This window comes from Granulicella sp. L56, from assembly GCF_009765835.1.
In the GTDB taxonomy this organism is placed as follows: Bacteria; Acidobacteriota; Terriglobia; order Terriglobales; family Acidobacteriaceae; genus Edaphobacter.
On record NZ_LMUS01000006.1, the window covers coordinates 523,660 to 546,193 of the forward strand.

A 22,534-nucleotide genomic window follows, 5' to 3' on the forward strand; every position below is an offset into this window, starting at 1 on the left:
GGACGCGGCATCCATCCAAATGCCGCGCCCGAAATCCAAACATCCTCTTCAAAACTTCTGAAAGTTCACTTCTATATTCAGCGCAACCGCCACCGGCTCTCCTGCTCGCGTAGCAGGCTTGAAGCGATATTGCTCAACAGTCTTGACAGCATTCGCATCGAAGTCAGGACGAAGCGAACGCTTGACGTGGACATCATGAACCATCCCCGACGAGTCCACCACCAGTTCAATCAGACACGTTCCTCCAAACTTGTCCTTACTCTTTTTCTCAGCCTCAGGATATTCAGGCTCCACAGACCAGACCAGCACAGGCGCAATTACATCTTTCCCAAGGTGATAGACCTGCCCATACGGTTGCGACTGTTCAGCTACCTGAGTAGAGGCTTGCGGTTCAATCACCACAGCCATCGCCGCCCCGCCCACCGCTACCGAGAGCAGGAACACCGTTGCCGGAATCACCAGACCATACTTCAAAGCAGAGCTGACGCGCGGCTTCTTGAGATTCATCATCATGATTCGCTTCTCCAGAATGTTGGCATCGAAGATCCCGATGGCGTGAGAGGGATAAGCTCGCGAGCCCACAGCGACCATAGTCGCGAGCCGTAGCAGAGAGTCCGTATATTTGCGCGAATCGATCAGCTTATCGGTGGCCATGCCATCGCAGATCATCTCCCGCGTCTGTGCGATGTGGATCTTCAGAACCCAGATGACAGGGTGGAAGGCAAGCAAGAGACTCGCAACCTCGTAGAACAGGTTCTTCTGAAAATCCCTCCGCTTCATATGCGCGCATTCATGCGCCAGTGCAGCCAGCAGGTCCTGCGGCGCACAGTCGGCGACAAACGCATCCGGCACCAGCAGCATTGGCTCACGTAGCCCCAGCGTCACCGGTCCCGCGATACGCGAAGAACAAAGGATACGAGCCTGATCCAAACCAAACGCCCGCTTGCAATCAAGCCAAATCTCCTCCTGCTCCTCTGTCAGCAAGAGAGGACGAGCCAACCGAAGCAGCCTTGCCGTCGAGCGCAACGACCACGCAAGCCTCATCGCAAAGTAGATCAGCGCGCCAAAATAAAGAGACAACAAGGCCCCAACAAGCACCGCAGGCAGAATATAAATCCCCCTTTGATTCAGCGCAGCGCCTTGAGCGGCAACAAAAGCAATCGAAGTATGCCCACCCGCCACATGAGGAAGATGCACAAAAGCCAACAGCCATCGAAAAAAAGGAAACGCAGGCGCAAGAATCGCAAGCCCCAGCGTGGATACCCAGACAAGATGCTCCGCCTGCGGCCCAGCCTTTTTGAGCAGGCGGCTTACCAGCCATCCCGCTGCGGCGATCAGGGCCACCTCCCAAATTGAGTTAATGAAATAAGAGACCATAAATCCAGAGAAGCTATTCATCCTCTTCTCCTCTCTCCTCGGCCGCAATCTTTCGGCTCAGGTCCGCAATCCGCTCCAGATCGACCTGACGGCTTTTCACCAGGCTCATCACCAGAGCTTCGGAAGATCCTCCGAACATCCGCTCGACCAGATCACGAACAGCCTGCCCCAGCACCGTCTCCTTCGAAGCGACGGGAGAGTAGACAAAAGCACGCCCCTCCAACGCCCGCTCCACCCTGCCCTTGCGATGGAGAACGTTGAGCATGGTCTGCACCGTGTTGTAAGCCAGCTCATTGCTGGGCAGCAGCCCCTTCTGCACATGCTGCACATTGCCCGCCCCCTCGCTCCAAAGCACCTGCAAGATCTGCAGCTCAAGAGGGGTAAGAGCATTCGTGCCTTTTTTACGTCCGACCATAGCGTCTCCTAAATTAATAGGAGTCTAGGATCGAACATCCGTACCTGTCAACCTAAATATTTAGGCCTTTGCCGCCACCACCGGCAAAGGCCATAACATCAATACTTAGAACGAAAGCCGCGCGCTCAGTTGGATCTCTCGTCCCGGCGTAGTCACCTCGGTGATCGATCCGAACCCCGCCGTATTTACAAACCGGTTCGGCGTTCCCAGGTTGGTGTGGTTCAGCGCGTTGAAGAACTCGCCCCGCGTCTCCAGCCGCATAAGCTCGCCCAGCGCGAAGCTGCGCACCACGCTCACATCCGTCGTCTCCATCCCAGGCCCTACAACCGAGTTGCGTCCTACATCGCCGAACGCATACGCGGGCGGAGCCGCGAACGCCGCTGGATTGAACCAGTTCGTCGCATTCCTCGTCCCCGGCGCAAAGACCTGCTGGCCGGTGACGGCGTTGGCCCGTATGGGATTCTCACCCAGCGCCGTGCCCGCATTCGCCGTGTCGCCGAACACCGAGATCGTCAGCGGAAACCCGCTCTGCGCCTGAAAGATCGCCGAAGTGTGCCAGCCTGCGGTCACGACGCGCGTCAACCGGCTTCGTCCCCACTCTGGCACGTCGTACACTGCGCTCAGTGCGACGCGATTCCTCACATCGCACGCCGGCCCCTTCTCCGCTGCCAGGTCGTTATCGTTCTGCGGGATCGCCGCTTCGAACATCGGCGAACGAAAATCCGGTGAATTCGACAAGCTCTTCGACCAGGTGTAGTTCGCCAGGAAGCTAAGCCCCTTCGCCGCCCGCCGCCGCACATTCACATAGCCCGCGTCGTACCAGCTCTGCGCCGAATTTTCGAGCAGGTTGATCGTGCTCACGCCAAACGTCGTACTCGCCACCGTCACGCCAGGCGGAAGCACCGAATTCGGAACGAAGCTGATCTGCTTGAATGGCCGCCGCGGCTGAATCAGTCCGGGTCCCGGCAGCGCGTTATTGATCAGATGCGAGCGTTGCAGATGAAATCCGCCCGAGCCCAGATAGCCGATCTCAACCACCGTGCTCTTTCCAATACTCTGCTCCATCGACGCGCTCCATTGTTGGATGTACTGCGGCGACGGATGCGTCTCCATCGCGGTAAAGCTGACTACCGTCTTGCCCAGCACAGCCGGGGCAAAATTGAAGCCGTTGATCGACGGCGTAAAGTTATCGCTCTGGTTCGTCTCCGGGAACGTATAGGGAACATTATGCCGCTGATTGCACCATGTATTCATGTCCACCGGCGTGTAGAAGATCCCATACGCCGCATGCAGAACCAGCCCTCTACCCGGCACGTTCTGCGAGATCCCGAGGCGCGGCGCGAAGTCCGTCCGATTGGGATACATCAACCCCTTCGGCATTCCATTCTGGCCACCGATAAACACGCTCGGCGTTCCATCGGATGCGAATGTCAGGTTGCTATTGGTGTATCTCCTGTCGATCAACGCGCTCATATACTCATAGCGCACGCCATAGTCGAGAGTCGTGTTGTTGGCCAGCCGGAAGGTGTCCTGCACATACCCATCGCCATACCACTGGCTCAGGTTCATCTGCGGAATTCCTGCCTGTCGCTGGCGAACCGCGGGCAGACCCAGCAGAAAGCTCGCCAGCGCCGACCCGGTGCCGTCGTTCGCTCCAATATCCGTCGTAAACCCGTTCGTAAACTGGTAGTATCCGCGGTTTTGAAAGAACCCCCACATCGGCCAGATGAACCGCTGATAGACGCCGCCAAACTTCAGGCTGTGCCGCCCCAACAGCCACGTCAGCGTATCGCGTCCCTCCACCAGCGTGTCCCACGCGTGCATCGGCGTCGCCGAAAAGCTGTCTCCGATGGGCGAATATCCCTGCACTGCGAAGTACGGCGCTCCCCATGCACCCGGTCCGCCAAACCCTACTCCTGTAATTCCCAACTCGCCTGTAATGTCGTTCTTGTCCGCACTCTCCGTCGTATGGTTCATGCTCAACCGCGACACCGCAATCGTTGCCACATTCAGCAGCGACGGCGTAAAGACGTGGCTGTACGACCCCATCCCCTGCTGCGAAAGATTGTCGTGCAGGTAGCCGAACCCCGGCATGTTCTCCGGCATAAACCCATGCTCGCCGCCAGCGCTGTACCGCGCAAATCCCGTATTGCTGGCATTGAACTGGCGATCCAGACGCACCGTCCCCTGATCGGTGTAGTGGATTTCGTTGCGCACATCTAGATAGTTGTTGGAGTCGTTGCCCGAGCCTACCACCGTCGGCTGCCCCATCATCGTCATGCTGCCGCCCATACCCATCATCAGGTTCGGCTGCGGCACATACTTCGTCAGCATCGTCACCGCGACAGGGCTCAACCTGCTCGCAGGAATGACGTTGTTCGGAAACGGCTGCCGGTTGAACTGCGGATTCTGCTGGCTCACCGGGAGCGCCGGGTTGTAGTTCGGATTCACCGTCGTCTTAGCCGGGTCGTAGATCGTTACCCCGCTCATACTGAAGTCGCCGCCCGACTCCTGTACCGTTGGCACCGTCAGCGTCATCGTATCCGCCTGAACATGTCGCAGCGCCTCATAGTTCAGGAAGAAGAAAGTCTTCTTGCCAGGCAGCACCGGGCCGCCCAGCGAACCACCAAAGTTGTTCTGCACCAGATGGTTCGTCCCGCCCATATCGTTGAACGAGTGAGCATCCATCGCTCCGTTGCGCAGAAACTCATAAGCTGTCGCATGCAGCCGCGTCCCGCCTGACCGCGTGACAATGTTCACCTGTCCGCCGCCCGCACCGCCCATCTCTGCGGAATAGCTTCCGACCTGCACTTGAAACTCCTGCACCGCATCCGGCGACGCGCTGAAGTTCTGCGTATTGAAAGTAGGATCAGTGTTCGTCGCGCCGTCCAGCAGAAAATAATTCGCGTTCGGACGATTGCCCCCCACAGTAATCGCCGATCGCTGCCCCGGCCGCCAATACAAGGGATTCGTATCTCCTGTCTGCGCCCCCATCCCCACATGCGCCCCGGGAACGGTCAGCATCAGGTCCACCAGCATCCGTCCGTTCAGCGGCAGTTGTGCCACTGCCCGTTGGTCCACCACCTCGCCCACGCTCGCATCGGAAGTCTTCAACAACTCCGCCGCTGTCACCGCCGTCACCGTCTGGCTGTCCGGCCCCACCGCCAACGCCACATCCAATGTCGCCTGCTGGCCTACTTCAAGTTGCAGCGACCGCCGCGCCACGGCAAACCCCTGGCTCTTCGCCTCCAGCAGGTAAGCCCCAGGCAGCAGCCCTCCTGCCTCATAGACGCCCTGCCCATTCGCCGTCACGTCCCGCGACTCCCCAGTCTTCACCAAGGTCAGCTTCACCGTGGCACGAGGAATGGCAAGATGCTGAGGGTCGGTCACTACGCCGCGCAGAACGGCATAATTCGTCTGCGCTTCAAGCGTTGAAATAGAAACGGTGAAAACCACAACACCTAACATTGCCAGCAACCATACGCGTCTCATAAGTCTCCCGGAATTGAATTCGTGGCCGCCCCACTCTCTCTGGAGTGGGGTCATGCGTCCCATCGACCGCATTCGCCAGAGAGCCGTCTGGCCTCACCGCGTGAACGATCGATTCGTTATCATTTTCTTGAACTGCCCGATGCTATCTGCAAGTCCATCCCTTGTCATCCGACAAATGGATGATTAAAATCTCAACCCTTAGGCGTAACCACCCTCTCGTCGCATTCCATTGCGGCTAACATGACATCCGCAAAGACCTCTCGAACACACGTCATCTCGCCCCCTCCAAACACACGTCATCTCGATCGCACCAAACATCCGTCATCTCGACCGAAGGCGGCGCTTTTGCCGCCGTAGTGGAGAGACCCCTGTATTTGCCCTTGTGTGTTCCACTCTCGGAAAATGCAGACTCCAAACGTTTTTTCCCTTGTCAAGCCCCAGGTCGTCAAAACCTGCGCCAGTCAAGAAGAAAAGTACCGGAGGGAGAATTCCCGGTAGTGGGTTAGTTTGAACCTATTGGGCTCTCTCTTGCCGTTTTGCCTTGACGCTGAGAGCATTGAGGAAGAGGTGTGGGTATGGCTAAGCGGAGAGGCTATCCTGATCGTCGCGGTATGGGCGCCCAAAGTGACTTCATTGCTGAACAGTTCGTACCAAGTGAGCAGTACAAAACGGAACAGATGGCGAGGGTTCAGTATTTGCTTGCAGCGGGTGTGAGTCCTGAACAGGTCGCGAAGATGCTTTCCATTCCCTTCGATCTGCTTTCAGGTCAAAAGCACAATCCATAAAGCCCGTTCGTGAAGAGAATTTCAAACTGACCCACTACCGAATTCACGCAAATCCGACAGCCTCCACAGGCTATCCTCATAAAAGCATGGCCATCCCTCTCCACATCGAAAAAGACGAAGCCTTCATGCACCGGGCCCTCACCCTCGCCCGAGAAACCGTAGCCCTCGCTTCGCCCAATCCGCAGGTAGGCTGCGTCCTCGTCAAAGATGGCGAGATCATCGGCGAAGGCGCTCACCTCTATGCCAACCGCGACCATGCCGAGATCGTCGCCCTCAAGCAGGCCCGCGAACGCGGCATCGACGTCACCGGAGCCACAGCCTACGTCACCCTCGAACCCTGCTCCCACCACGGACGAACCGGCCCCTGCGCCGACGCCCTGGTGGCCGCCCACATAGCACGAGCCGTCGTCGCCACCGAAGATCCCAATCCACAGGTCAGCGGCCAGGGCATCGCAAGACTCCGCGCCGCAGGCATCGAAGTCACGCTCGGCATCCTCCAGCAACCAGCCCGAGACCTCAACGACGCCTTCGCCCACTTCATCCAGCACCATCGCCCCTTCGTCACCCTCAAAGCAGCTCTCTCCGTCGACGGCTACCTCGCTCCCTCACCGCAAAACCGCACTCCCAACCAACCCCACTGGCTCACCGGCCCCGCCGCCCGTGCCGAAGTCCAGCGCCTCCGCCACGCCTCCGACGCCATCCTCACCGGCATCGGCACCGTCCTCGCCGACGACCCAGCCCTGACCGACCGCACCAATCTTTCCCGTCGCCGACCACTGCTCCGAGTCATCCTCGACACCCAACTCCGAACCCCTCTAACCTCCCAGCTAGTTCGCACAGCGAACAACGATCTCCTTATCCTCACCGCCCTCACCGCTTCCGCTGAAAAAATCGAAGCCCTTCGCGAAGCTGGGGCCGAAGTCCAAACCATCCCTGAGCAAAACAATCAACTAAGCCTGCCCGAAGTCCTCAAAGCTCTGGCCGAACGCAACATCCTCAGCCTTCTCCTCGAAGCCGGCTCTCATCTCAACGGAGCCTTCCTGCATCAGAACCTCGCAGACAAAGCCATCCTCTTCTACTCCGAGACCGAGCTAGGCTCTCAATCGCTTCCCTTCGCCGAAGGCATCGCCTCTCCCTACCTCTTCCAGCAAACCCTCCAGCGAACCACTCGAACCGCCTTCGACACCGACGCCTGCATCACCGGCTACCTTCACGATCCGTGGTCAGCAACTAGCCACTAAAATAGATCCATGTTCACCGGCCTCATCGAAACTACTGGAACCGTGCTCGCCGTTACGCCGATCGCAGGCGTGACGCGCATCACCATCGCCGCACCAACGCTCACCAGCAAGCTCAATACCGGCGACAGCATCGCCGTCAGCGGAGTCTGCCTCACCGCGCTCTCCATCGAGCCCAACGCCTTTCCCCCGCGCTTCTCCGCCGACCTCGCTGCCGAGACCATCGCCCTCACCACGCTCTCGCGCCTCGAACCCGGCTCCACCGTGAATCTCGAGCTGCCCACCCCCGCAGGCTCGCCGCTCGGAGGCCACGTCGTTCAAGGTCACGTCGACGGAACCGCGACTCTGGTCGCGCTCAACCCCATCACAGCAGATACCGAGATCACCGACTACCGTCTGCGCGTGGCGATTCCTGAGCAACTGACCACCTATGTCGTCAACAAAGGCTCTATCACCATTGAAGGCATCAGCCTGACCGTAGCCTCGGTGCGCGGCAACGAAGTGGAGGTCGCGATTATCCCCCACACTTACGCCACCACCAGCCTGCGCACCCTGCCTATCGGATCTCCGCTCAATATCGAGGTCGATGTTCTGGCCAAATATGCCGAGCGTCAACACAAGTCCAACGGCCCCGGAATCACCGAACAAGACCTCATCGCGAACGGCTACTGACAAATCCCCTTCGAACCTATAGGCCTCCTTCTACATCCTTCGTGTGCTATTCGTACCCGTGGCCAATGTCGATAATCTTCTTGGAGGACAGCGTGATGTTCAGGCTAGTAAGGAATAGGCAACCATGACCCCAATCGCCACAACCTATGTCTACTGGCTCGTGGGGGTCTCGCTATGCATGGCGATCATTGCATCCTATGCCGCTTTCAGCTTTGCTGAACGGATAACCGTATCCACAGGAGTGCGGTTCTGGGGATGGCTGTTCGGCGGCGCCTTGGCGATGGGGCTGGGAATCTGGTCCATGCACTATCTCGGCATGCTTGCAGTGAGGCTGCCTGTGGAAGTGACCTACCACATTCCCACCGTCCTGGCTTCCCTGCTGCTGGCGGTGCTGGCCTCAGCCGTGGCGCTCTGGGTCGTGAGCCGACCCCGGTTGCGCGTGTTTCAAATTGCCGTTGGCGGCATACTCATGGGCGCGGGAATTGGCGGCATGCACTATTTGGGGATGAAGGCCATGCGCGCCAGCGCCATGCACCACTACAACGATAAATTGGTCGTTCTATCGATCGTCGTGGCGATCGTCTTCTCCTGGATGGCGTTGGGAATTACGTTTTTTCTGCGTAATGATCACCTACAGCGAGAGTGGCAGCGCCTGGGCGGGGCAGTCCTGATGGGCAGCGGTATCTCCGCAATGCACTACACGGCCATGGCCGCGGTGACGTTTACGCCGGGCGAGATGCCGTGGTCCCCCGTAGGGACGATCCGTGTATCGACGCTGGGGATCGCAGCCGTCGTGGTGACTACGATCCTGGTCCTGTTCGGAGCTTTGCTGACTGCATTCTTCGATCGCATGACGTACCACAGGCTTCAGGTTTCTCATCATAGTCTGGTCGAGGCACAGACTGCTCTCATCCAAAGCGAGTCCGCTCTTCGAGAAGCCAACCTCCAACTGAGGAGCCTCTCCATTCGGGATGGATTGACGGGCGTCTCTAACCGGAGACACTTCGACGAGACCCTCGAAACCGAGTTGAAGCGAGCGGCGCGCACGAAGCTGACCGTCTCTTTGCTGATGATCGATGTGGACTACTTCAAAGCACTCAACGACCGCTACGGGCATCCGGCAGGCGACGACTGCCTCCGCAAAATCGCAGGGGCGTTCACCGCCAGGATTCGCCGTCCGCAGGATATCGTAGCCCGCTATGGAGGCGAAGAATTCGCAGTCATCCTCCCCGGTGCAAGCACAGAATACGCCTTCGAGCTGGCAGAGTCGTTACGTCTCGCCATCGAGCAATTGGAGATTCCAAACGATGGTTCGAGCATAGGGCCATTTGTCACCGTCAGCATCGGAATCGACACCCGAAGGCCGGAGATTGGCGAACCGGTCACAGAGATCCTCGCTGCCGCCGATGCGGCCCTCTACCTGGCAAAAACTCAAGGGAGAAACCGCACGCTATGCGCCACGCGCCTTGGCCAGCCTGTTGAAAAGCAATAGAGGAGCGCGACCGGCTGGCCGCGCTCCTCTATTGGTTCAACTTTCCGGGTTTAGATCGAACTCATATTGTGCAGGAACTCCTGATTGTTCCTCGTCTTAGCGAGTTTGTCCGTCAACAGTTCCATCGCCTCCACCGGCGACAGCGGGTTCAGCACCTTGCGCAGAATCCATGTCCGTTGCAAATCTTCCTTCGGAATGAGCAGCTCTTCCTTACGCGTACCGGAGCGCTGAATGTCGATCGCCGGGAAGACGCGCTTGTCGACCAGCTTGCGGTCGAGGATGACTTCCATGTTGCCGGTACCCTTGAACTCTTCGAAGATGACCTCGTCCATGCGCGAACCGGTATCGACGAGAGCAGTCGCAATGATCGTCAGCGAACCGCCTTCCTCGATATTACGGGCCGCACCGAAGAACCGCTTCGGCCTTTGCAGCGCGTTCGAGTCCACACCGCCTGAGAGCACCTTACCCGACGGCGGAACGATGGTGTTGTAGGCGCGAGCCAGACGCGTGATCGAGTCCAGCAGAATCACAACGTCGCGCTTGTGCTCAACGAGGCGTTTCGCCTTCTCGATCACCATCTCGGCGACCTGTACGTGGCGCGCCGCAGGTTCATCGAAGGTGGACGAAATCACTTCGCCCTTCACCGAACGCTGCATGTCCGTCACTTCTTCCGGGCGCTCGTCGATCAGCAGAACGATCAGCACTACCTCAGGATGGTTGGTCGTAATGCTGTTAGCAATCGACTGCAGCAGCATCGTCTTACCGGTACGGGGAGGAGCGACGATCAGACCGCGCTGTCCTTTGCCCATCGGCGTCAACAGGTCCATGACGCGTCCGGAGATGTGCTCACGGACGGTCTCCATCTTCACGCGCTCCTGCGCATAAAGCGGCGTCAGGTTGTCGAACAGAATCTTGTTGCGGGTCTCTTCAGGCGACTCAAAGTTGATCGCTTCGATCTTGACCAGGGCGAAGTACTTCTCGCCCTCGTGCGGCGGCCGAACATTGCCGCTGATGGTGTCGCCGGTCTTCAGGTCGAACTTGCGGATCTGCGAGGGCGAGACGTAAATGTCGTCCGGACCGGGCAGATAGTTGTAATCGGGAGAACGAAGGAAGCCGTAGCCGTCTGGCAGAATCTCAAGCACGCCCTCGGCGAAGATGTGCCCTTCTTTTTCGCTCTGCGCCTGAAGAATCTTGAAGATAAGGTCTTGCTTGCGAAGGCCGCTGGTTCCGGCGATGTCGAGGCCGCGCGCAAGCTTGCCCAGCTCCGCAATATTGTGTTCTTTTAACTCAGAAATTGTCATGTTTTACCTGGAATTTGATTTGATAAGGAGGGATTGTTTGAAACGGAGGCGGGATCTGCTTGACGGGGGGTCGTGCGGAAGGCCAGAGGTAAGTGAAGTTGCGGATGGGTTATAAAGCGGATATTCGTTAAGTTATCAATAGTTGACTACTAAACTATTTTGTTGACTGCAGGAAAAGCCGCGCTATGCCGCGCGGCGTTCCTGCAATTCTACCTTTTTGACGACAGTATCTTCAGATTCATTCATCGGAACGGTGTCCTTGAAACGATCGAGCACTTCGTTGGTCGTGTCCTGCAGACGCGTATTGGGCTTGTGCAGCTTCCGCGTTGCCTTGGATGCCAACTGACACAGCTCATAGCGGTTGTTCACATGCGTAAGTGCTCCAAATATAAGATCCGAGCGCATAATTTCTCCTCTTCTTTTCTAAAAAGCGTAAGCGTCTAGCTAGCGCTCACTCGCCTAAAAATCGTCACAAGTTGCCGAATTCAATAGATTTGCTCTACCACTTCATTAGACGCAGAAAGACCTCTGTTGGACTCTCTATCGCCTGCCACTATTTTCCTCACTACCTTCTGCTATGCCTCACAGGCAAAAGCAGACTACAACCGGTCAAAACCAGCTTGTTCACGACTGTCTCTCTCATGCGATTCAGCGCGGCCGGCGCCTCGGCGTTAAACAGAGAAGCCAACCAAAACCTTCTGGCAAGCAAATAACCTCATCGACCGCTCCCGCTGTCCCAAAGACCGTTCAGCAGATTGGAGCAACTCGATACTTAAGTAAAAATAAATGGTCTCAGAGATCAGGTCAATACTTTTTTTTGGAATCCGCGCACTTCAATATCCCAAAAACAGGATTTTTACTGTCATCAAATATATTGGCAGGGTTATTCCTTCACGACCAATAACTTCTGTCCAAAGTACGGTATTGAATCGCTTCGGCAATATGCTTCACAGCGATGTCCTGCTCCCCGCCAAGGTCCGCAATCGTCCGGGCCACCTTCAAGATCCGGTCATGCGCTCGGGCACTTAACCCCTGTTGTTGCATCGCGCGCTCCAGCAAACGCTCCGCATCCGACGAAAGCTCACAATAAAGCCGAATCTGCTGCGTATTCATCTGAGAATTGGAAAAAATCTGCCGCGAAGGCCCCTTCGCCGTCCCCTTAGTCCGCTCCGCAGCCTGATTGAACCGCTCATGTTGCCGCTCCCTCGCGGCCAGCACCCGCGCGCGTATCTGCTCCGATCCCTCCGCCGATGCCCCGCCCCGCAACTCCTTATATTGCACAGCCGGGACCTCTATATGGATATCGATCCGATCCAGCAGCGGCCCCGAGACCTTGGAGACATAGCGTTGGATCATCGGCGGCGTACACATGCACTCCCGCGACTTGTCGTTGAAGTAGCCGCAGGGGCAGGGATTCATCGCCGCCGCCAGCATGAACCGCGCCGGAAAGCTCAGACTCATCGCTGCGCGCGCAATCGTGACCATTCCATCTTCCAGAGGCTGGCGCAGCACCTCCAGAACGTTCCGGGGAAACTCCGGCAGCTCATCCAGAAACAGCAGACCGTTATGTGCCAGCGAGACCTCGCCCGGTCGCGGCATCATCCCGCCGCCAATCAACCCCGCATCCGAAATAGTATGGTGCGGCGACCGAAACGGGCGGTGCGTCACTAATCCCTGCTCCGCGTCCAGCACCCCCGCCACCGAGTGGATCTTGGTCGTCTCCAACGCCTCTTCAAACCGCAGCGGCGCAAGGATCGACGGTAGCCGCTTGGCCAGCATCGTCTTGCCCGACCCCGGCGGCCCGATCATTAATATGTTGTGGCCACCCGCAGCCGCCACCTCCAGCGCCCGCTTGGCCACATGCTGACCGCGCACGTCTTTGAAGTCGAAGGGAAAGTGTTGCATCTCGTTCAGCAGATCGGCTGTCTCTACTTTTAAGGGAACCGCCGTCACCGTGCCAAAGGACGCCGAGTTCAGCAGCTCCCTCACCTCCAGCAGGCTCTTCACCGGATAGACGTTCACTCCCTCCACTACCGCCGCCTCGCGCGCATTGCTCGCCGGAATAATTAGGTTCGGAATCCCCTGGGCCTTTGCCGCAACCGCAATCGGCAGCATTCCCTGCACCGCACGCAGGCTCCCGTCCAGCCCCAGCTCGCCGACCAGTAGAAAGTCGCTGATGTCCTTGGTATGCAGCGCACCGTATGCGCCCAGTATGCCAATCGCAATGGGAAGGTCGAACCCCGACCCTTCCTTCTTCAGGTCTGCCGGAGCCAGATTGATCGTGATTCGCGTCGGCGGAATATCGAACCCGGAGTTCTTGATCGCCGACCGTACCCGGTCGCGGCTCTCTCGCACCGCCGCGTCCGGTAGCCCCACCGTGTTGAACTGCTCCTTGTCCAACTTGACGCCCGAAAAATCGACCTCAACATCGATGACATGCGCATCGATTCCATACACTGCTGCGCTACGAACTTTAAAAAGCATTCTCTAAGCCTGATGAACCGTTGAGGCAGTTGATTGTGCGCCAAATTGAAATCAAAAATAGGCGGCACTGAAAAACGATCCCGCAGCAAAAGCATGTTGCGGTTTGGCTCCCCGGATAGAAACCTCGCCGAAATTACATCCGCGTTCCTTCAGCTTCCGGTGAATTAAATTGGACAACTCCTGTTCGCCTTCCCGTTCCATATCATCCACTACGATGACAAAACTGTCAGCAAGATTATTTTCAATCACCTCGATTGCGCCCAATCGATTGAAAATCGTCCCTTTTTTATAAGCAGGAGGGCCATCGACCAGCACGAAATCGTAGAGGACCGATGAATCGAAATATTTGCCGCCATAGTGGTGAATTTTATGGCCATCAATCGTCTTCGGCACAAGGTCCGCCGTAACGACATTGTGGTTCACCTTTGCCCTTACGAAATCTGCCCATTGCAAATCATGTTCAACCGTTGTGATTGTCGCTTCCTTCTTCAGGCGGTCATTGAGCTGGCTCATCAGGATACTTGACTGCCCCGCACCAAATTCAATCGCATTACGGATAGGCAACTCCAGGAAGCATCGCGTAATAAAGTACAACAAACTATGATTTGCGGCTGAACCTACAGGATAGTACGAGTCGTCCAACTCCAGCTTAGCGATATCTCGCACAAATAAATCACGATATACAACCTCCATCGATGGCCTGGTTGTATGTGCCTGCCACATCAAAGAGTTAAGAACATCCAATCGGCGATGGACTTTTTGTATAAGACCCACACTTCCTCCAGATGGTTGATTACGAATCCGCCGGAACTCTTCAAAGCAGCGCCCACCATTACTACCAGACAACGTACTGCGTCGTCCTAAAAATCCGGCACCATGCGATCATGCGCCCCTCCAGGTAAGCCAGGGCGTACCCGCGCCTACAATAAGACAGCCGTGAATACCAGCCTCTTCGAACTCTTCAAGATCGGCATCGGTCCCTCCAGTTCGCACACCGTCGGCCCCATGCGTGCCGCTCTCCGCTTCGTTCGCTCACTCGATGCCTCAGGTCTCCTCGCACGCACGGGCTCAGTCCGCATCGATCTCTACGGCTCACTCGCACTCACCGGAATCGGCCACGGCACCGACCGCGCCATCCTGCTCGGCCTCCTCGGCGAAGCGCCCGACACCGTCGATCCCACTCTCATCGAAATCGAACTCGCCGCCATCCGCACCACAGGCACGCTTTACCTCCTTGACCTCCACGAGATCCCCTTCACCGAGAGTCAGCATCTCCTCTTCCACCGCGATCAGATGTACCCCAACCCCGCCGTACCCACCCATCCCAACGGAATGCGCTTCTCCGCCTTCGACGACGCCGGTACTCTTCTCGCAGAAGAGATCTTCTACTCCATCGGCGGTGGCTTCATCCTCTCCGGCACAGAGTTCGAAGCCCAGCGCACCGCGTCAAGCGCCACCACGCGCACCGTTCCCTATCCCTTCCGCAGCGCAGACGAGCTTCTCTCTACCGCTGCCGCTCACAACCTCACCATCGCGCAGCTCATGCTCTCCAACGAGGTCGCGCTCCTCTCGGACTCCAGCGTATCCATCAACCGCCCGCCGTCCGCAGAACCCTTGCACAGCCCAGTGACCCCTGAGCAAAAAATCAAAGCCAGCATCCTCACCCTCTGGCACACCATGCAGTCCTGCACCGCTCGCGGCATCGCTACCGAAGGGATCCTGCCCGGAGGCCTCAACGTTCGCCGCCGCGCGCCGCGCCTCGTCCAGCGACTTGAAACCGAAGGCTCCAAATATCCATTAGACCCGCTCGCCCCACTCGACTGGGTCACCGTCTACGCCATGGCCGTCAACGAAGAGAACGCCGCAGGCGGCAGAGTAGTCACCGCTCCCACCAACGGAGCCGCCGGAGTCATCCCCGCCATCGCGCACTTCTACATGCGCTTCACCGATGGCGCAGATGAAGAAGGCCTCCTCCGCTACTTCCTCACCGCCGCCGCCATCGGCATCCTCTATAAAGAGAACGCCAGCATCTCCGGAGCCGAAGTCGGATGCCAGGGAGAAGTCGGCGTAGCCTGCTCGATGGCTGCCGGAGGCCTCGTCGCCGCGCTCAACGGAACCAACGCGCAGGTCGAACACGCCGCCGAGATCGCCATGGAACACAACCTCGGCATGACCTGCGACCCCATCGGCGGCCTCGTGCAGATCCCCTGCATCGAACGCAACGGCATGGGCGCAGTCAAGGCCATCAACGCCACCCGCATGGCCATGCACGAGACCGGCGGTCACAAGCTATCCCTCGACCAGATCATCGCCACCATGTACCAGACCGGTCTCGACATGCAATCCCGTTACAAAGAAACCTCACTCGCCGGATTAGCCCTGAACATCATCGAGTGCTAGATTGGCCACCTATGCGAAAAGTAAAGACCAAACGCTACTGCCAACTCCCTAAAGTACGCACCATAACCTGCCGCTCATCGAGCATCACCAACGCATTCTTCAATGCAATCATCCCAGTGCACACTCCCACGCCTCAGGATGAGCGTGACGCGCTTGCAGTGTTAGAGATGAATCCTGAAGATATTCGCTGTGTGTATTGTGGCAATTCATATACTGAATGGGATCACCTACGGCCAATTATTAGGGGGAAAGGGCCTTCTCGGTACATTACCGAGATCGCAAACCTCGTACCGGCTTGCGGAAAGTGTAATCAATCTAAAGGTGCCTACGAATGGGACAAATGGATGCTCGGTCCTGCTCTTCTTTCACCTAAAACTCGCGGGGTAGCAGACATCGATCATAAGGTTATGCTTCTCAGAAAGTATGAGTCTTGGAGAAAGCCTATCCGTGTCGATTTAGACAGCGTGATTGTGCAACCGCTTTTGAAAGAGCACCAAGAGAATTTACAAAAAGTCCTCGCCTTACTCAAGGAAAGCCAGGTGTTGGCGAATAAGATTCGCGAGCTCCTGAACGACGCCACTCCGCGAACTGAATAGCACTCACCGCTCTACGGCCAGAGCCACCGAGTTCCCTCCGCCCAGGCAAAGCGCAGCCACACCCTTCTTCACATCCCGCCGGATCATCTCGTGGATAAGCGTCACCAGCACCCTCGCGCCGCTCGCTCCAATCGGATGCCCGATCGCCACCGCCCCTCCATTTACATTCACGCGACTCGCATCAAGTCCCAGTTCTTTCATCACCCCTAGCGCCTGCACACTGAACGCCTCGTTCAACTCAAACAGATCGACCTCGTCCATCTTCCAGTCCGCACGCTGCAAAACCCGCTGCACGCCGATCACCGGAGCAAGCATCACCCATCGCGGAGCAACTCCACTCATCGCCTGCGCGCGAATCGTCACCAGCGGCTTCAACCCCAGAGCTGCAGCCCTCGCCGCCGACATCACCACAACCGCCGCAGCCGCATCGTTCACGCCGGGAGCATTCCCCGCCGTCACCGTGCCATCCTTCTTGAACGCTGGCTTCAACGCAGCCAGCGTCTCCAGCGAAGCATCGTCGCGCACGCTCTCGTCACGCGAGAAGATCACCGGCTCGCCGCCCTTCTTCTTCGGCGGCAATGAGACCGGAACCACCTCCGCATCGAACCGTCCTTCGCGCCACGCAGCGCTGGCACGACGATGCGACTCCAGCGCATAAGCATCCTGCATCTTTCGGGTGATGCCATGCTTCTCCGCGACGAGTTCTCCGGTCATGCCCATGTGCCAGTCCTCGCACGCACACCACAACCCGTCCCTCACCATCGAGTCCACCACCGTCGAGTCGCCCATGCGCAACCCCTTCCTCGCCTGCGGCAAAAGATAGGGCGCGTTGCTCATCGACTCCATCCCGCCTGCGACGACGATCTCCGCCGCACCCGTCATCACGCTCTGCGCTGCCAGCGCCACCGCCTTCAAACCCGAGCCGCAAACCATGTTGATCGTCATCGCCGCAACGCTGTCCGCAAGGCCGCCTTGCAACGCCGCCTGCCGCGCTGGGTTCTGTCCCAACCCTGCGGGAAGCACACACCCCATCACACACTCGTCTACGCTTGCAGTGTCAATCCCCGCTCTACGCGCGGCTTCGCGCACTACCACCGCACCGAGCTGCACCGCACTCATCTCGCTTAGCGCCCCTTGAAATTTTCCCACCGGAGTCCGCACCGCCGACACAATCACAACGTCGTCCATCGCTATACCTCGTCACAAAACCATTCCTGAATTCGAAATTCCGAACGCACTCTGAACGCGAAAAGTATACGGCGCGCGCTCTCTCACACGCATTCTTCAGACGCTTCAGCGGTCAACTCATCCTCTCTTTCGAAATCCACCTTGGACTTCGCCCAAAAAATAAATTCACAAACGTATCGATTTTTCTTGACAGTGAATTTCCATGAATCTATACCTTCGTTAGCTGCAATGCAGCGTGTTGCAGCAACGATGTCTAATCAATAGGGAGAATAGACAAATGGCAACGAAAAAGGCAGCCACAAAAGCAGCAAAGAAACCGGCGAAGAAAGCCGCAAAAAAGAAGTAAACCAACCAGGCAAACTGAAAAGGGGGACGCGATGAGCGTCCCCCTTTCTGCGTCTGCATGTTGCAATCGCTACTGGCCCGGCGCGCCCTTCGGCGTGGAGAGATAGCCCGACACAGTGTTCTTCTCGATGTCGTTCACCACCAGCTCATACAGCACCGGCGTCTTGCCCGTGTAGAACTGCACCGGCTCGTCGAGGTTCTTGTCCTTCTTCTCGATGTTACGGTCGTCCGCGCTCACGTTCAGCGTGAACCGCGCGTGCTTCATGTCCACCTTCTTCAGTTGCAGCTTAATGGTCGAGAGCAGCACTGGCTTCTCGCCCTTCTTCAAGGTGAACTCGATATAGTTCCGGTCGCCTTTATGCTTCAGGATCTCAAGCTCACCGTGGTTGGTCGCAATCAGGCCGCTCATCACACCTGCATCGCCGACCACCCGCTGAAGCTGCGTCTTCGTCGCCTCCAGGTCGGTCTTCGTCGTCGCAACATCTGTCTTCACGCCGCCCACATCGGTCTTCACCGTGGCCACGTCGTTCGAAACCGCGCCGATCTGCTGATTGGTCGCCGCCTGTTCCTTTTCCAGCTTCGACGTCGCAGCCTGCTGAGAGGCAAGAATGTTCTGCGCGCGGATCTCAATCTGCTTCTGCGCGATGCCGACGCTCTGCCCCAGCGTCTCGCTCGTCGCCCGCAGCCGGGCATTCGTCGCCTCCAGCTTCTCCGACAAATCAGCATTCTTCTGGACAGCCGCCGTCAACTGCTTCTGTGTATCGGCCAGATGGTTCTGTAAGCCATAGCACCAAACCAGCGAGCCCAACGCAGCCAACAATGCCACTACAAGAACACCAAGAAATACTCCAGACATCGAACGCTCTGCTACATATCCGTCTTCGCTCATTCCACTCTCCTATGCATCGCACTTCGATTCGCCTGTGCCGATCTTCCCGGAACAAGCTGCTCGTCAGTCTCTCAAACTTGCGCGTCCCTGACCATACCACTTCTGAAATCGTGCCTCTCCTCTATTTTTGTAATCGCACTAAACTAGTCTTATGCACCACTCCGACATCTGCATCGCTGGAGCCGGCATCATCGGCCTTTCTCTCGCCCTCGAACTCCATCGCCACGGCCTCAGCGTCACCGTCTTTGATCAGGCACAGCCGCTCGGCGAAGCCTCGACCGCTGCCGCCGGAATGCTCGCCGCCAGCGATCCCGACAATCCTGCGCCGCTGCGCAAGCTCGCCGACCTCAGCCTCTCGCTCTACCCCGCGTTCCTCGACCGCCTGCACGCACACTCCGGCATCGCCGTCCCTTTCCACACCAGTCAAACCCTGCAATCGCAGATAAGTTCTTCGCCCGATCCCCTCTCCCCCGAAGCACTCAGCAAAATCCTTCCTCAACTCACACCGCAGCATCACCACTTCACCCTCCTCGACGAGCACAGCCTCGACCCACGCAATCTCGCCGCCGCACTCCTCGCCGCAGTCCGTGCAACCACCATCGACCTGCAACCGGACACAAAGGTCCTCTCCACGCAGTCCATCGACGACGCCGTCGAAGTCCACACCACCCAGGGCATCTTCCACGCCGCGAAGTTCATCAACTGCACCGGCGCCTGGGCGACTCACTCCACCCTTGCACCCAGCGCCGCCATCGCTCCGAGAAAAGGCCAGATGCTGGCCATCGCCATCCCCCCCACGCTCTCGCTTCCTCTCGTGGTCCGCACCCACGGCATGTATATCGTCCCTCGCACCACTGGCCCCAACGCAGGCCGCGCCATCATCGGAGCGACTATAGAAGATGCTGGCTTCGACAAGATCGTTCATCCAGCCGACATCGCTCACCTCCGCTCTCTCGCCGCGGCTCTCCTTCCCGCTCTCGCCGACGCGCCGCAGCTTGAGGTCTGGGCAGGCCTCCGTCCCTCAACGCCGGACGAACTTCCCTTCCTCGGCCCATCGCCCGGCCATCGCAATCAATTCGTCGCCGCCGGACACTACCGCAACGGCATCCTCCTTGCTCCGGCAACGGCGCACGTCATGGCGCAGAGCATCCTCGGCAAACCCACCGCAATCGATCTGTCCGACTACTCTCCCACCCGCACCCTGGCATCTTCAGCTATCGCACACTGAAGGCGATATTCGCGCAGCGAACCGTGACAACCCTTTCGCGGCTGCGCTATAAACGATGTAGTTCGTTTAATTCTGGAGAAGTCGCTCATGTCCAATGTTGTCGCACCGAAAGGCTTGGAAGGCATCGTCGCCACCAGCTCTTCCATCTGCTTTATTGACGGCGACGCCGGCGTCCTCTCCTATCGTGGAATCGACATCCACGAGCTTGCCCAGCGCTCCACCTTTGAGGAGTGCGCCTACCTCCTCTGGTTCGGCAAGCTGCCCAACGCCACCGAGCTTGCCAACTTCGCCACCCAGCTCGCCGCAGCGCGCAAGCTCGATCCCAAGATCGTCGATTTCCTCCGCACCGTACCGGCAACCGCGACGCCCATGCAAGTGCTCCGCACCGCTACCTCGCTGCTCAGCATCTACGACGCCGACGAGGCCGATTGCAGCCACGACGCCAACGTCCGCAAGTCCTTCCGTCTCACCGCGCAGATCCCGATGATCGTCGCCCTCTTCGACCGCATCCGCAAGGGCAAGCCCGTCGTCGAGGCCGACCACAAGCTCTCGCACGCCGGCAACTTCCTCTGGATGCTCAACGGCGAGCGCCCTTCCGAGACGGCGACCCGCGCCTTCGACATCGCGCTCATCCTCCACGCCGACCATGAACTGAACGCCAGCACCTTCGCCGCCCGCGTCATCGCGGCGACTCTCGCCGACATCCACTCAGCCATCACCGGAGCCATTGGCGCGCTCAAAGGCCCCCTCCATGGCGGAGCCAACGAAGCCACCATGCGCCTGCTCTACGCCATCGACAAGGCGGGAGCCGACCCCATCGAGTACGTGAAGCAGATGTTCGTCGAGAAGAAGAAGATCTCCGGCTTCGGCCATCGCGTCTACCACACCGAAGACCCACGGGCCACGCACCTCCGCAGCATGTCCGAAGAGCTGGGCAAGGCCGCTGGAAGCACCAAGTGGTTCGATATGTCCCGCAAGATCGAACTCTTCATCAAGGAGCAGAAGAAGCTCAACGCCAACGTCGACTTCTACTCCGCCTCCACCTACACCACGCTCGGCATCGACATCGATCTCTTCACTCCGATCTTCGCCATCAGCCGCATCGCCGGATGGGCCGCCCACGTCATCGAGCAGCACGATGACAACCGCCTCATCCGCCCGCGCGCCGACTACGTTGGCCCCGCTTACCCGTCGCCCTACGTCCCCATCGCAGAACGCTAGATTTAAAGTGGAATGTGCGGACGGTAACAGCACCAAAGGCGCGATCTATACCAGCCTGGGGCAAAGCCCCAGGTAATTGGCCAGCAATGCCCAAGGGCTGAAGGCCCGTCCCATAGGCATCCCGCAGCGGTAAAATGGACGTATGCGACCTATCTACATGGACGCGAATGCCACCACCCCTCTTCTCCCCGAAGTCTTCGAGGCCATGCGACCCTTCTGGATCGAACACTTCGGCAATGCCAGCTCCATCCATCAGCAGGGCCAATACGCCCGCGCCGCCGTCGATCACGCCCGCGAGTCCATCGCCAAGCTCCTTCATTGCCGCGCCTCCGAGATCGTCTTCACCTCCGGCGGCACCGAGAGCGACAACCTCGCCCTCTTCGGCACCCTCTCCGCAGGCGCGCACCTCGTCACCACCGCCATCGAGCACCACGCCGTCCTTCACGCCGCCGAATCGCTCGCCGCACGAAACATCGAGGTCACCTTTCTCCCCTGCACCGCGCAGGGACTCATCGAACCCGCCGCACTCGAAGCCGCGCTCCGCCCCAACACCAAATTAGTCAGCATTATGTACGCGAACAACGAGACCGGCGTCATCCAACCGATTGCCGAACTCGCCCGCATCGCGCACACTGCCGGAGCACTCTTCCACACCGACGCCGTACAAGCCGCAGGCAAGCTTCCCCTCGACCTCAGCCCGCGCGGCCCACTCAAAGACGTGGACCTTCTCAGCATCTCCGGCCACAAGATCTACGCGCCCAAAGGCATCGGCGTCCTCTTCGTCCGCCGCAGTGTCCGTCTCTCCCCAATGATGCACGGAGGCACGCACGAGCGCCAGCGCCGTGCCGGAACAGAAAACGTCACTGGAGTCGTAGGTCTGGGCAAAGCCGCCGAACTCGCCCAGGCATGGCTAGCGACCGATGTCCCCGCCACAAATCTGGGTGCCCCATGTCCCGACTCTGGGACATGGGATGCGGGCGGATGCCCGCCCCCTCTCGATCCGGCGCATGGCCCCACCCACCTCGCCACTCTCCGTGACCGCCTCGAACAAGGCATCCTCGCACAGGTCGAAGAGTGCGGCATCAACGGCGAGGGCGCGCCTCGCGTGGCAAACACCACCAACCTCTACTTCGACCACGTAGAGGCCGAAGCACTCGTCATTGCGCTGGATTTAAAGGGCCTCTCCGTCAGCGGAGGCAGCGCCTGCCAGTCCGGAGCCACCGAACCCTCACACGTCCTCACCGCCATGGGCCTCATCCCGGCCCGCGCTCGCGCCAGCATCCGATTCTCGCTCTCCAAGCTCACCACCGAAGAAGAAGTCGAACGGGCTCTCGCGCTGGTCCCCACCGCGGTAGCTCGTCTCCGCGAGCTAAGCCCTACTTATCACAAGAGCATAGAGAGCGTTGCCTGA

Annotated in this window: 18 protein-coding genes; 9 read left to right on the plus strand and 9 right to left on the minus strand. The window is 58.6% G+C overall.

Annotated elements, in window-relative coordinates; all coding sequences use genetic code 11:
• Positions 1 to 48: 48 nt before the first annotated feature.
• The 3 genes from GSQ81_RS10025 to GSQ81_RS10035 all read right to left on the minus strand — a co-directional run bounded on the left by GSQ81_RS10025 (position 49) and on the right by GSQ81_RS10035 (position 5,284).
• Positions 49 to 1,398 (minus strand): TonB family protein, encoded by a 1,350-nt coding sequence (locus GSQ81_RS10025; protein ID WP_158910626.1) that lies wholly within the window; start codon positions 1,396 to 1,398, stop codon positions 49 to 51.
• Positions 1,391 to 1,792, minus strand: a complete 402-nt coding sequence (locus GSQ81_RS10030) for a BlaI/MecI/CopY family transcriptional regulator (RefSeq protein ID WP_158910627.1) — start codon at positions 1,790 to 1,792, stop codon at positions 1,391 to 1,393. Before GSQ81_RS10030 ends, GSQ81_RS10025 begins: the two co-directional genes overlap by 8 nt.
• A 105-nt stretch (positions 1,793 to 1,897) precedes the next feature.
• Positions 1,898 to 5,284 (minus strand): TonB-dependent receptor, encoded by a 3,387-nt coding sequence (locus GSQ81_RS10035; protein ID WP_158910628.1) that lies wholly within the window; start codon positions 5,282 to 5,284, stop codon positions 1,898 to 1,900.
• Positions 5,285 to 5,859: 575 nt separating this feature from the next.
• Here GSQ81_RS10035 and GSQ81_RS10040 point away from each other — a divergent pair.
• The 4 genes from GSQ81_RS10040 (at position 5,860) to GSQ81_RS10055 (ending at position 9,471) form a co-directional block, all read left to right on the plus strand.
• On the plus strand, positions 5,860 to 6,069 hold the full coding sequence (locus tag GSQ81_RS10040; RefSeq protein WP_158910629.1) for a hypothetical protein: 210 nt from the start codon (positions 5,860 to 5,862) through the stop codon (positions 6,067 to 6,069).
• Positions 6,070 to 6,155: 86 nt separating this feature from the next.
• Positions 6,156 to 7,310 (plus strand): bifunctional diaminohydroxyphosphoribosylaminopyrimidine deaminase/5-amino-6-(5-phosphoribosylamino)uracil reductase RibD, encoded by a 1,155-nt coding sequence (ribD, locus tag GSQ81_RS10045; protein WP_158910630.1) that lies wholly within the window; start codon positions 6,156 to 6,158, stop codon positions 7,308 to 7,310.
• Between the two features lie 9 nt (positions 7,311 to 7,319).
• Positions 7,320 to 7,979, plus strand: coding sequence for a riboflavin synthase (locus tag GSQ81_RS10050; protein ID WP_158910631.1), 660 nt, complete (start codon positions 7,320 to 7,322; stop codon positions 7,977 to 7,979).
• A gap of 124 nt (positions 7,980 to 8,103) precedes the next feature.
• Positions 8,104 to 9,471 carry a diguanylate cyclase gene (locus tag GSQ81_RS10055; protein WP_158910632.1) on the plus strand — a complete coding sequence of 456 codons (1,368 nt, stop codon included), beginning with the start codon at positions 8,104 to 8,106 and terminating at the stop codon, positions 9,469 to 9,471.
• A 50-nt stretch (positions 9,472 to 9,521) separates the two neighbouring features.
• Here the strand turns inward: GSQ81_RS10055 and rho are convergent, their stop codons facing one another.
• The 4 genes from rho to GSQ81_RS10075 all read right to left on the minus strand — a co-directional run bounded on the left by rho (position 9,522) and on the right by GSQ81_RS10075 (position 14,030).
• A complete protein-coding gene (gene rho / locus GSQ81_RS10060) occupies positions 9,522 to 10,772 on the minus strand; it encodes a transcription termination factor Rho (RefSeq protein ID WP_158910633.1) in 1,251 nt (416 codons plus the stop codon).
• Positions 10,773 to 10,955: 183 nt separating this feature from the next.
• The gene (locus tag GSQ81_RS10065) at positions 10,956 to 11,177 is read right to left on the minus strand and encodes a DNA-directed RNA polymerase subunit omega (RefSeq protein WP_158910634.1); all 222 of its coding nucleotides are present in this window, start codon (positions 11,175 to 11,177) and stop codon (positions 10,956 to 10,958) included.
• A 486-nt stretch (positions 11,178 to 11,663) separates the two neighbouring features.
• Positions 11,664 to 13,256 carry a YifB family Mg chelatase-like AAA ATPase gene (locus GSQ81_RS10070; RefSeq protein WP_158910635.1) on the minus strand — a complete coding sequence of 531 codons (1,593 nt, stop codon included), beginning with the start codon at positions 13,254 to 13,256 and terminating at the stop codon, positions 11,664 to 11,666.
• A gap of 51 nt (positions 13,257 to 13,307) precedes the next feature.
• Complete coding sequence (locus GSQ81_RS10075) at positions 13,308 to 14,030, minus strand: hypothetical protein (RefSeq protein ID WP_216846415.1); 723 nt, start codon at positions 14,028 to 14,030, stop codon at positions 13,308 to 13,310.
• A gap of 162 nt (positions 14,031 to 14,192) precedes the next feature.
• Here GSQ81_RS10075 and GSQ81_RS10080 point away from each other — a divergent pair, with 162 nt between their 5' ends.
• Together GSQ81_RS10080 and GSQ81_RS10085 are read left to right on the plus strand one after the other, a co-directional pair.
• A complete protein-coding gene (locus tag GSQ81_RS10080; protein ID WP_158910636.1) occupies positions 14,193 to 15,656 on the plus strand; it encodes an L-serine ammonia-lyase in 1,464 nt (487 codons plus the stop codon).
• 11 nt (positions 15,657 to 15,667) lie between these two features.
• Positions 15,668 to 16,252 (plus strand): HNH endonuclease, encoded by a 585-nt coding sequence (locus tag GSQ81_RS10085; protein ID WP_158910637.1) that lies wholly within the window; start codon positions 15,668 to 15,670, stop codon positions 16,250 to 16,252.
• A gap of 3 nt (positions 16,253 to 16,255) precedes the next feature.
• Here the strand turns inward: GSQ81_RS10085 and GSQ81_RS10090 are convergent, their stop codons facing one another.
• A complete protein-coding gene (locus tag GSQ81_RS10090) occupies positions 16,256 to 17,440 on the minus strand; it encodes an acetyl-CoA C-acetyltransferase (RefSeq protein ID WP_158910638.1) in 1,185 nt (394 codons plus the stop codon).
• 415 nt (positions 17,441 to 17,855) lie between these two features.
• On the minus strand, positions 17,856 to 18,674 hold the full coding sequence (locus tag GSQ81_RS10095) for a hypothetical protein (protein WP_158910639.1): 819 nt from the start codon (positions 18,672 to 18,674) through the stop codon (positions 17,856 to 17,858).
• Between the two features lie 151 nt (positions 18,675 to 18,825).
• Here GSQ81_RS10095 and GSQ81_RS10100 point away from each other — a divergent pair, with 151 nt between their 5' ends.
• The 3 genes from GSQ81_RS10100 to GSQ81_RS10110 all read left to right on the plus strand — a co-directional run bounded on the left by GSQ81_RS10100 (position 18,826) and on the right by GSQ81_RS10110 (position 22,534).
• Complete coding sequence (locus tag GSQ81_RS10100; RefSeq protein ID WP_158910640.1) at positions 18,826 to 19,902, plus strand: FAD-binding oxidoreductase; 1,077 nt, start codon at positions 18,826 to 18,828, stop codon at positions 19,900 to 19,902.
• 87 nt (positions 19,903 to 19,989) lie between these two features.
• Entirely contained in the window at positions 19,990 to 21,123 is a 1,134-nt protein-coding gene (locus tag GSQ81_RS10105) for a citrate synthase (protein ID WP_158910641.1), read from the plus strand.
• A 142-nt stretch (positions 21,124 to 21,265) separates the two neighbouring features.
• Positions 21,266 to 22,534, plus strand: a complete 1,269-nt coding sequence (locus GSQ81_RS10110; protein WP_158910642.1) for a cysteine desulfurase family protein — start codon at positions 21,266 to 21,268, stop codon at positions 22,532 to 22,534.

Coding starts and splice junctions, on each gene's coding strand:
- GSQ81_RS10035 (WP_158910628.1), bottom strand. CDS start 5,284: ATGAGACGCGTATGGTTGCTGGCAATGTTAGGTGTTGTGGTTTTCACC.
- GSQ81_RS10110 (WP_158910642.1), top strand. CDS start 21,266: ATGCGACCTATCTACATGGACGCGAATGCCACCACCCCTCTTCTCCCC.
- GSQ81_RS10050 (WP_158910631.1), top strand. CDS start 7,320: ATGTTCACCGGCCTCATCGAAACTACTGGAACCGTGCTCGCCGTTACG.
- GSQ81_RS10090 (WP_158910638.1), bottom strand. CDS start 17,440: ATGGACGACGTTGTGATTGTGTCGGCGGTGCGGACTCCGGTGGGAAAA.
- ribD (WP_158910630.1), top strand. CDS start 6,156: ATGGCCATCCCTCTCCACATCGAAAAAGACGAAGCCTTCATGCACCGG.
- GSQ81_RS10040 (WP_158910629.1), top strand. CDS start 5,860: ATGGCTAAGCGGAGAGGCTATCCTGATCGTCGCGGTATGGGCGCCCAA.
- GSQ81_RS10085 (WP_158910637.1), top strand. CDS start 15,668: ATGCGAAAAGTAAAGACCAAACGCTACTGCCAACTCCCTAAAGTACGC.
- GSQ81_RS10055 (WP_158910632.1), top strand. CDS start 8,104: ATGACCCCAATCGCCACAACCTATGTCTACTGGCTCGTGGGGGTCTCG.
- GSQ81_RS10065 (WP_158910634.1), bottom strand. CDS start 11,177: ATGCGCTCGGATCTTATATTTGGAGCACTTACGCATGTGAACAACCGC.
- rho (WP_158910633.1), bottom strand. CDS start 10,772: ATGACAATTTCTGAGTTAAAAGAACACAATATTGCGGAGCTGGGCAAG.
- GSQ81_RS10100 (WP_158910640.1), top strand. CDS start 18,826: ATGCACCACTCCGACATCTGCATCGCTGGAGCCGGCATCATCGGCCTT.
- GSQ81_RS10025 (WP_158910626.1), bottom strand. CDS start 1,398: ATGAATAGCTTCTCTGGATTTATGGTCTCTTATTTCATTAACTCAATT.
- GSQ81_RS10105 (WP_158910641.1), top strand. CDS start 19,990: ATGTCCAATGTTGTCGCACCGAAAGGCTTGGAAGGCATCGTCGCCACC.
- GSQ81_RS10030 (WP_158910627.1), bottom strand. CDS start 1,792: ATGGTCGGACGTAAAAAAGGCACGAATGCTCTTACCCCTCTTGAGCTG.
- GSQ81_RS10070 (WP_158910635.1), bottom strand. CDS start 13,256: ATGCTTTTTAAAGTTCGTAGCGCAGCAGTGTATGGAATCGATGCGCAT.
- GSQ81_RS10095 (WP_158910639.1), bottom strand. CDS start 18,674: ATGAGCGAAGACGGATATGTAGCAGAGCGTTCGATGTCTGGAGTATTT.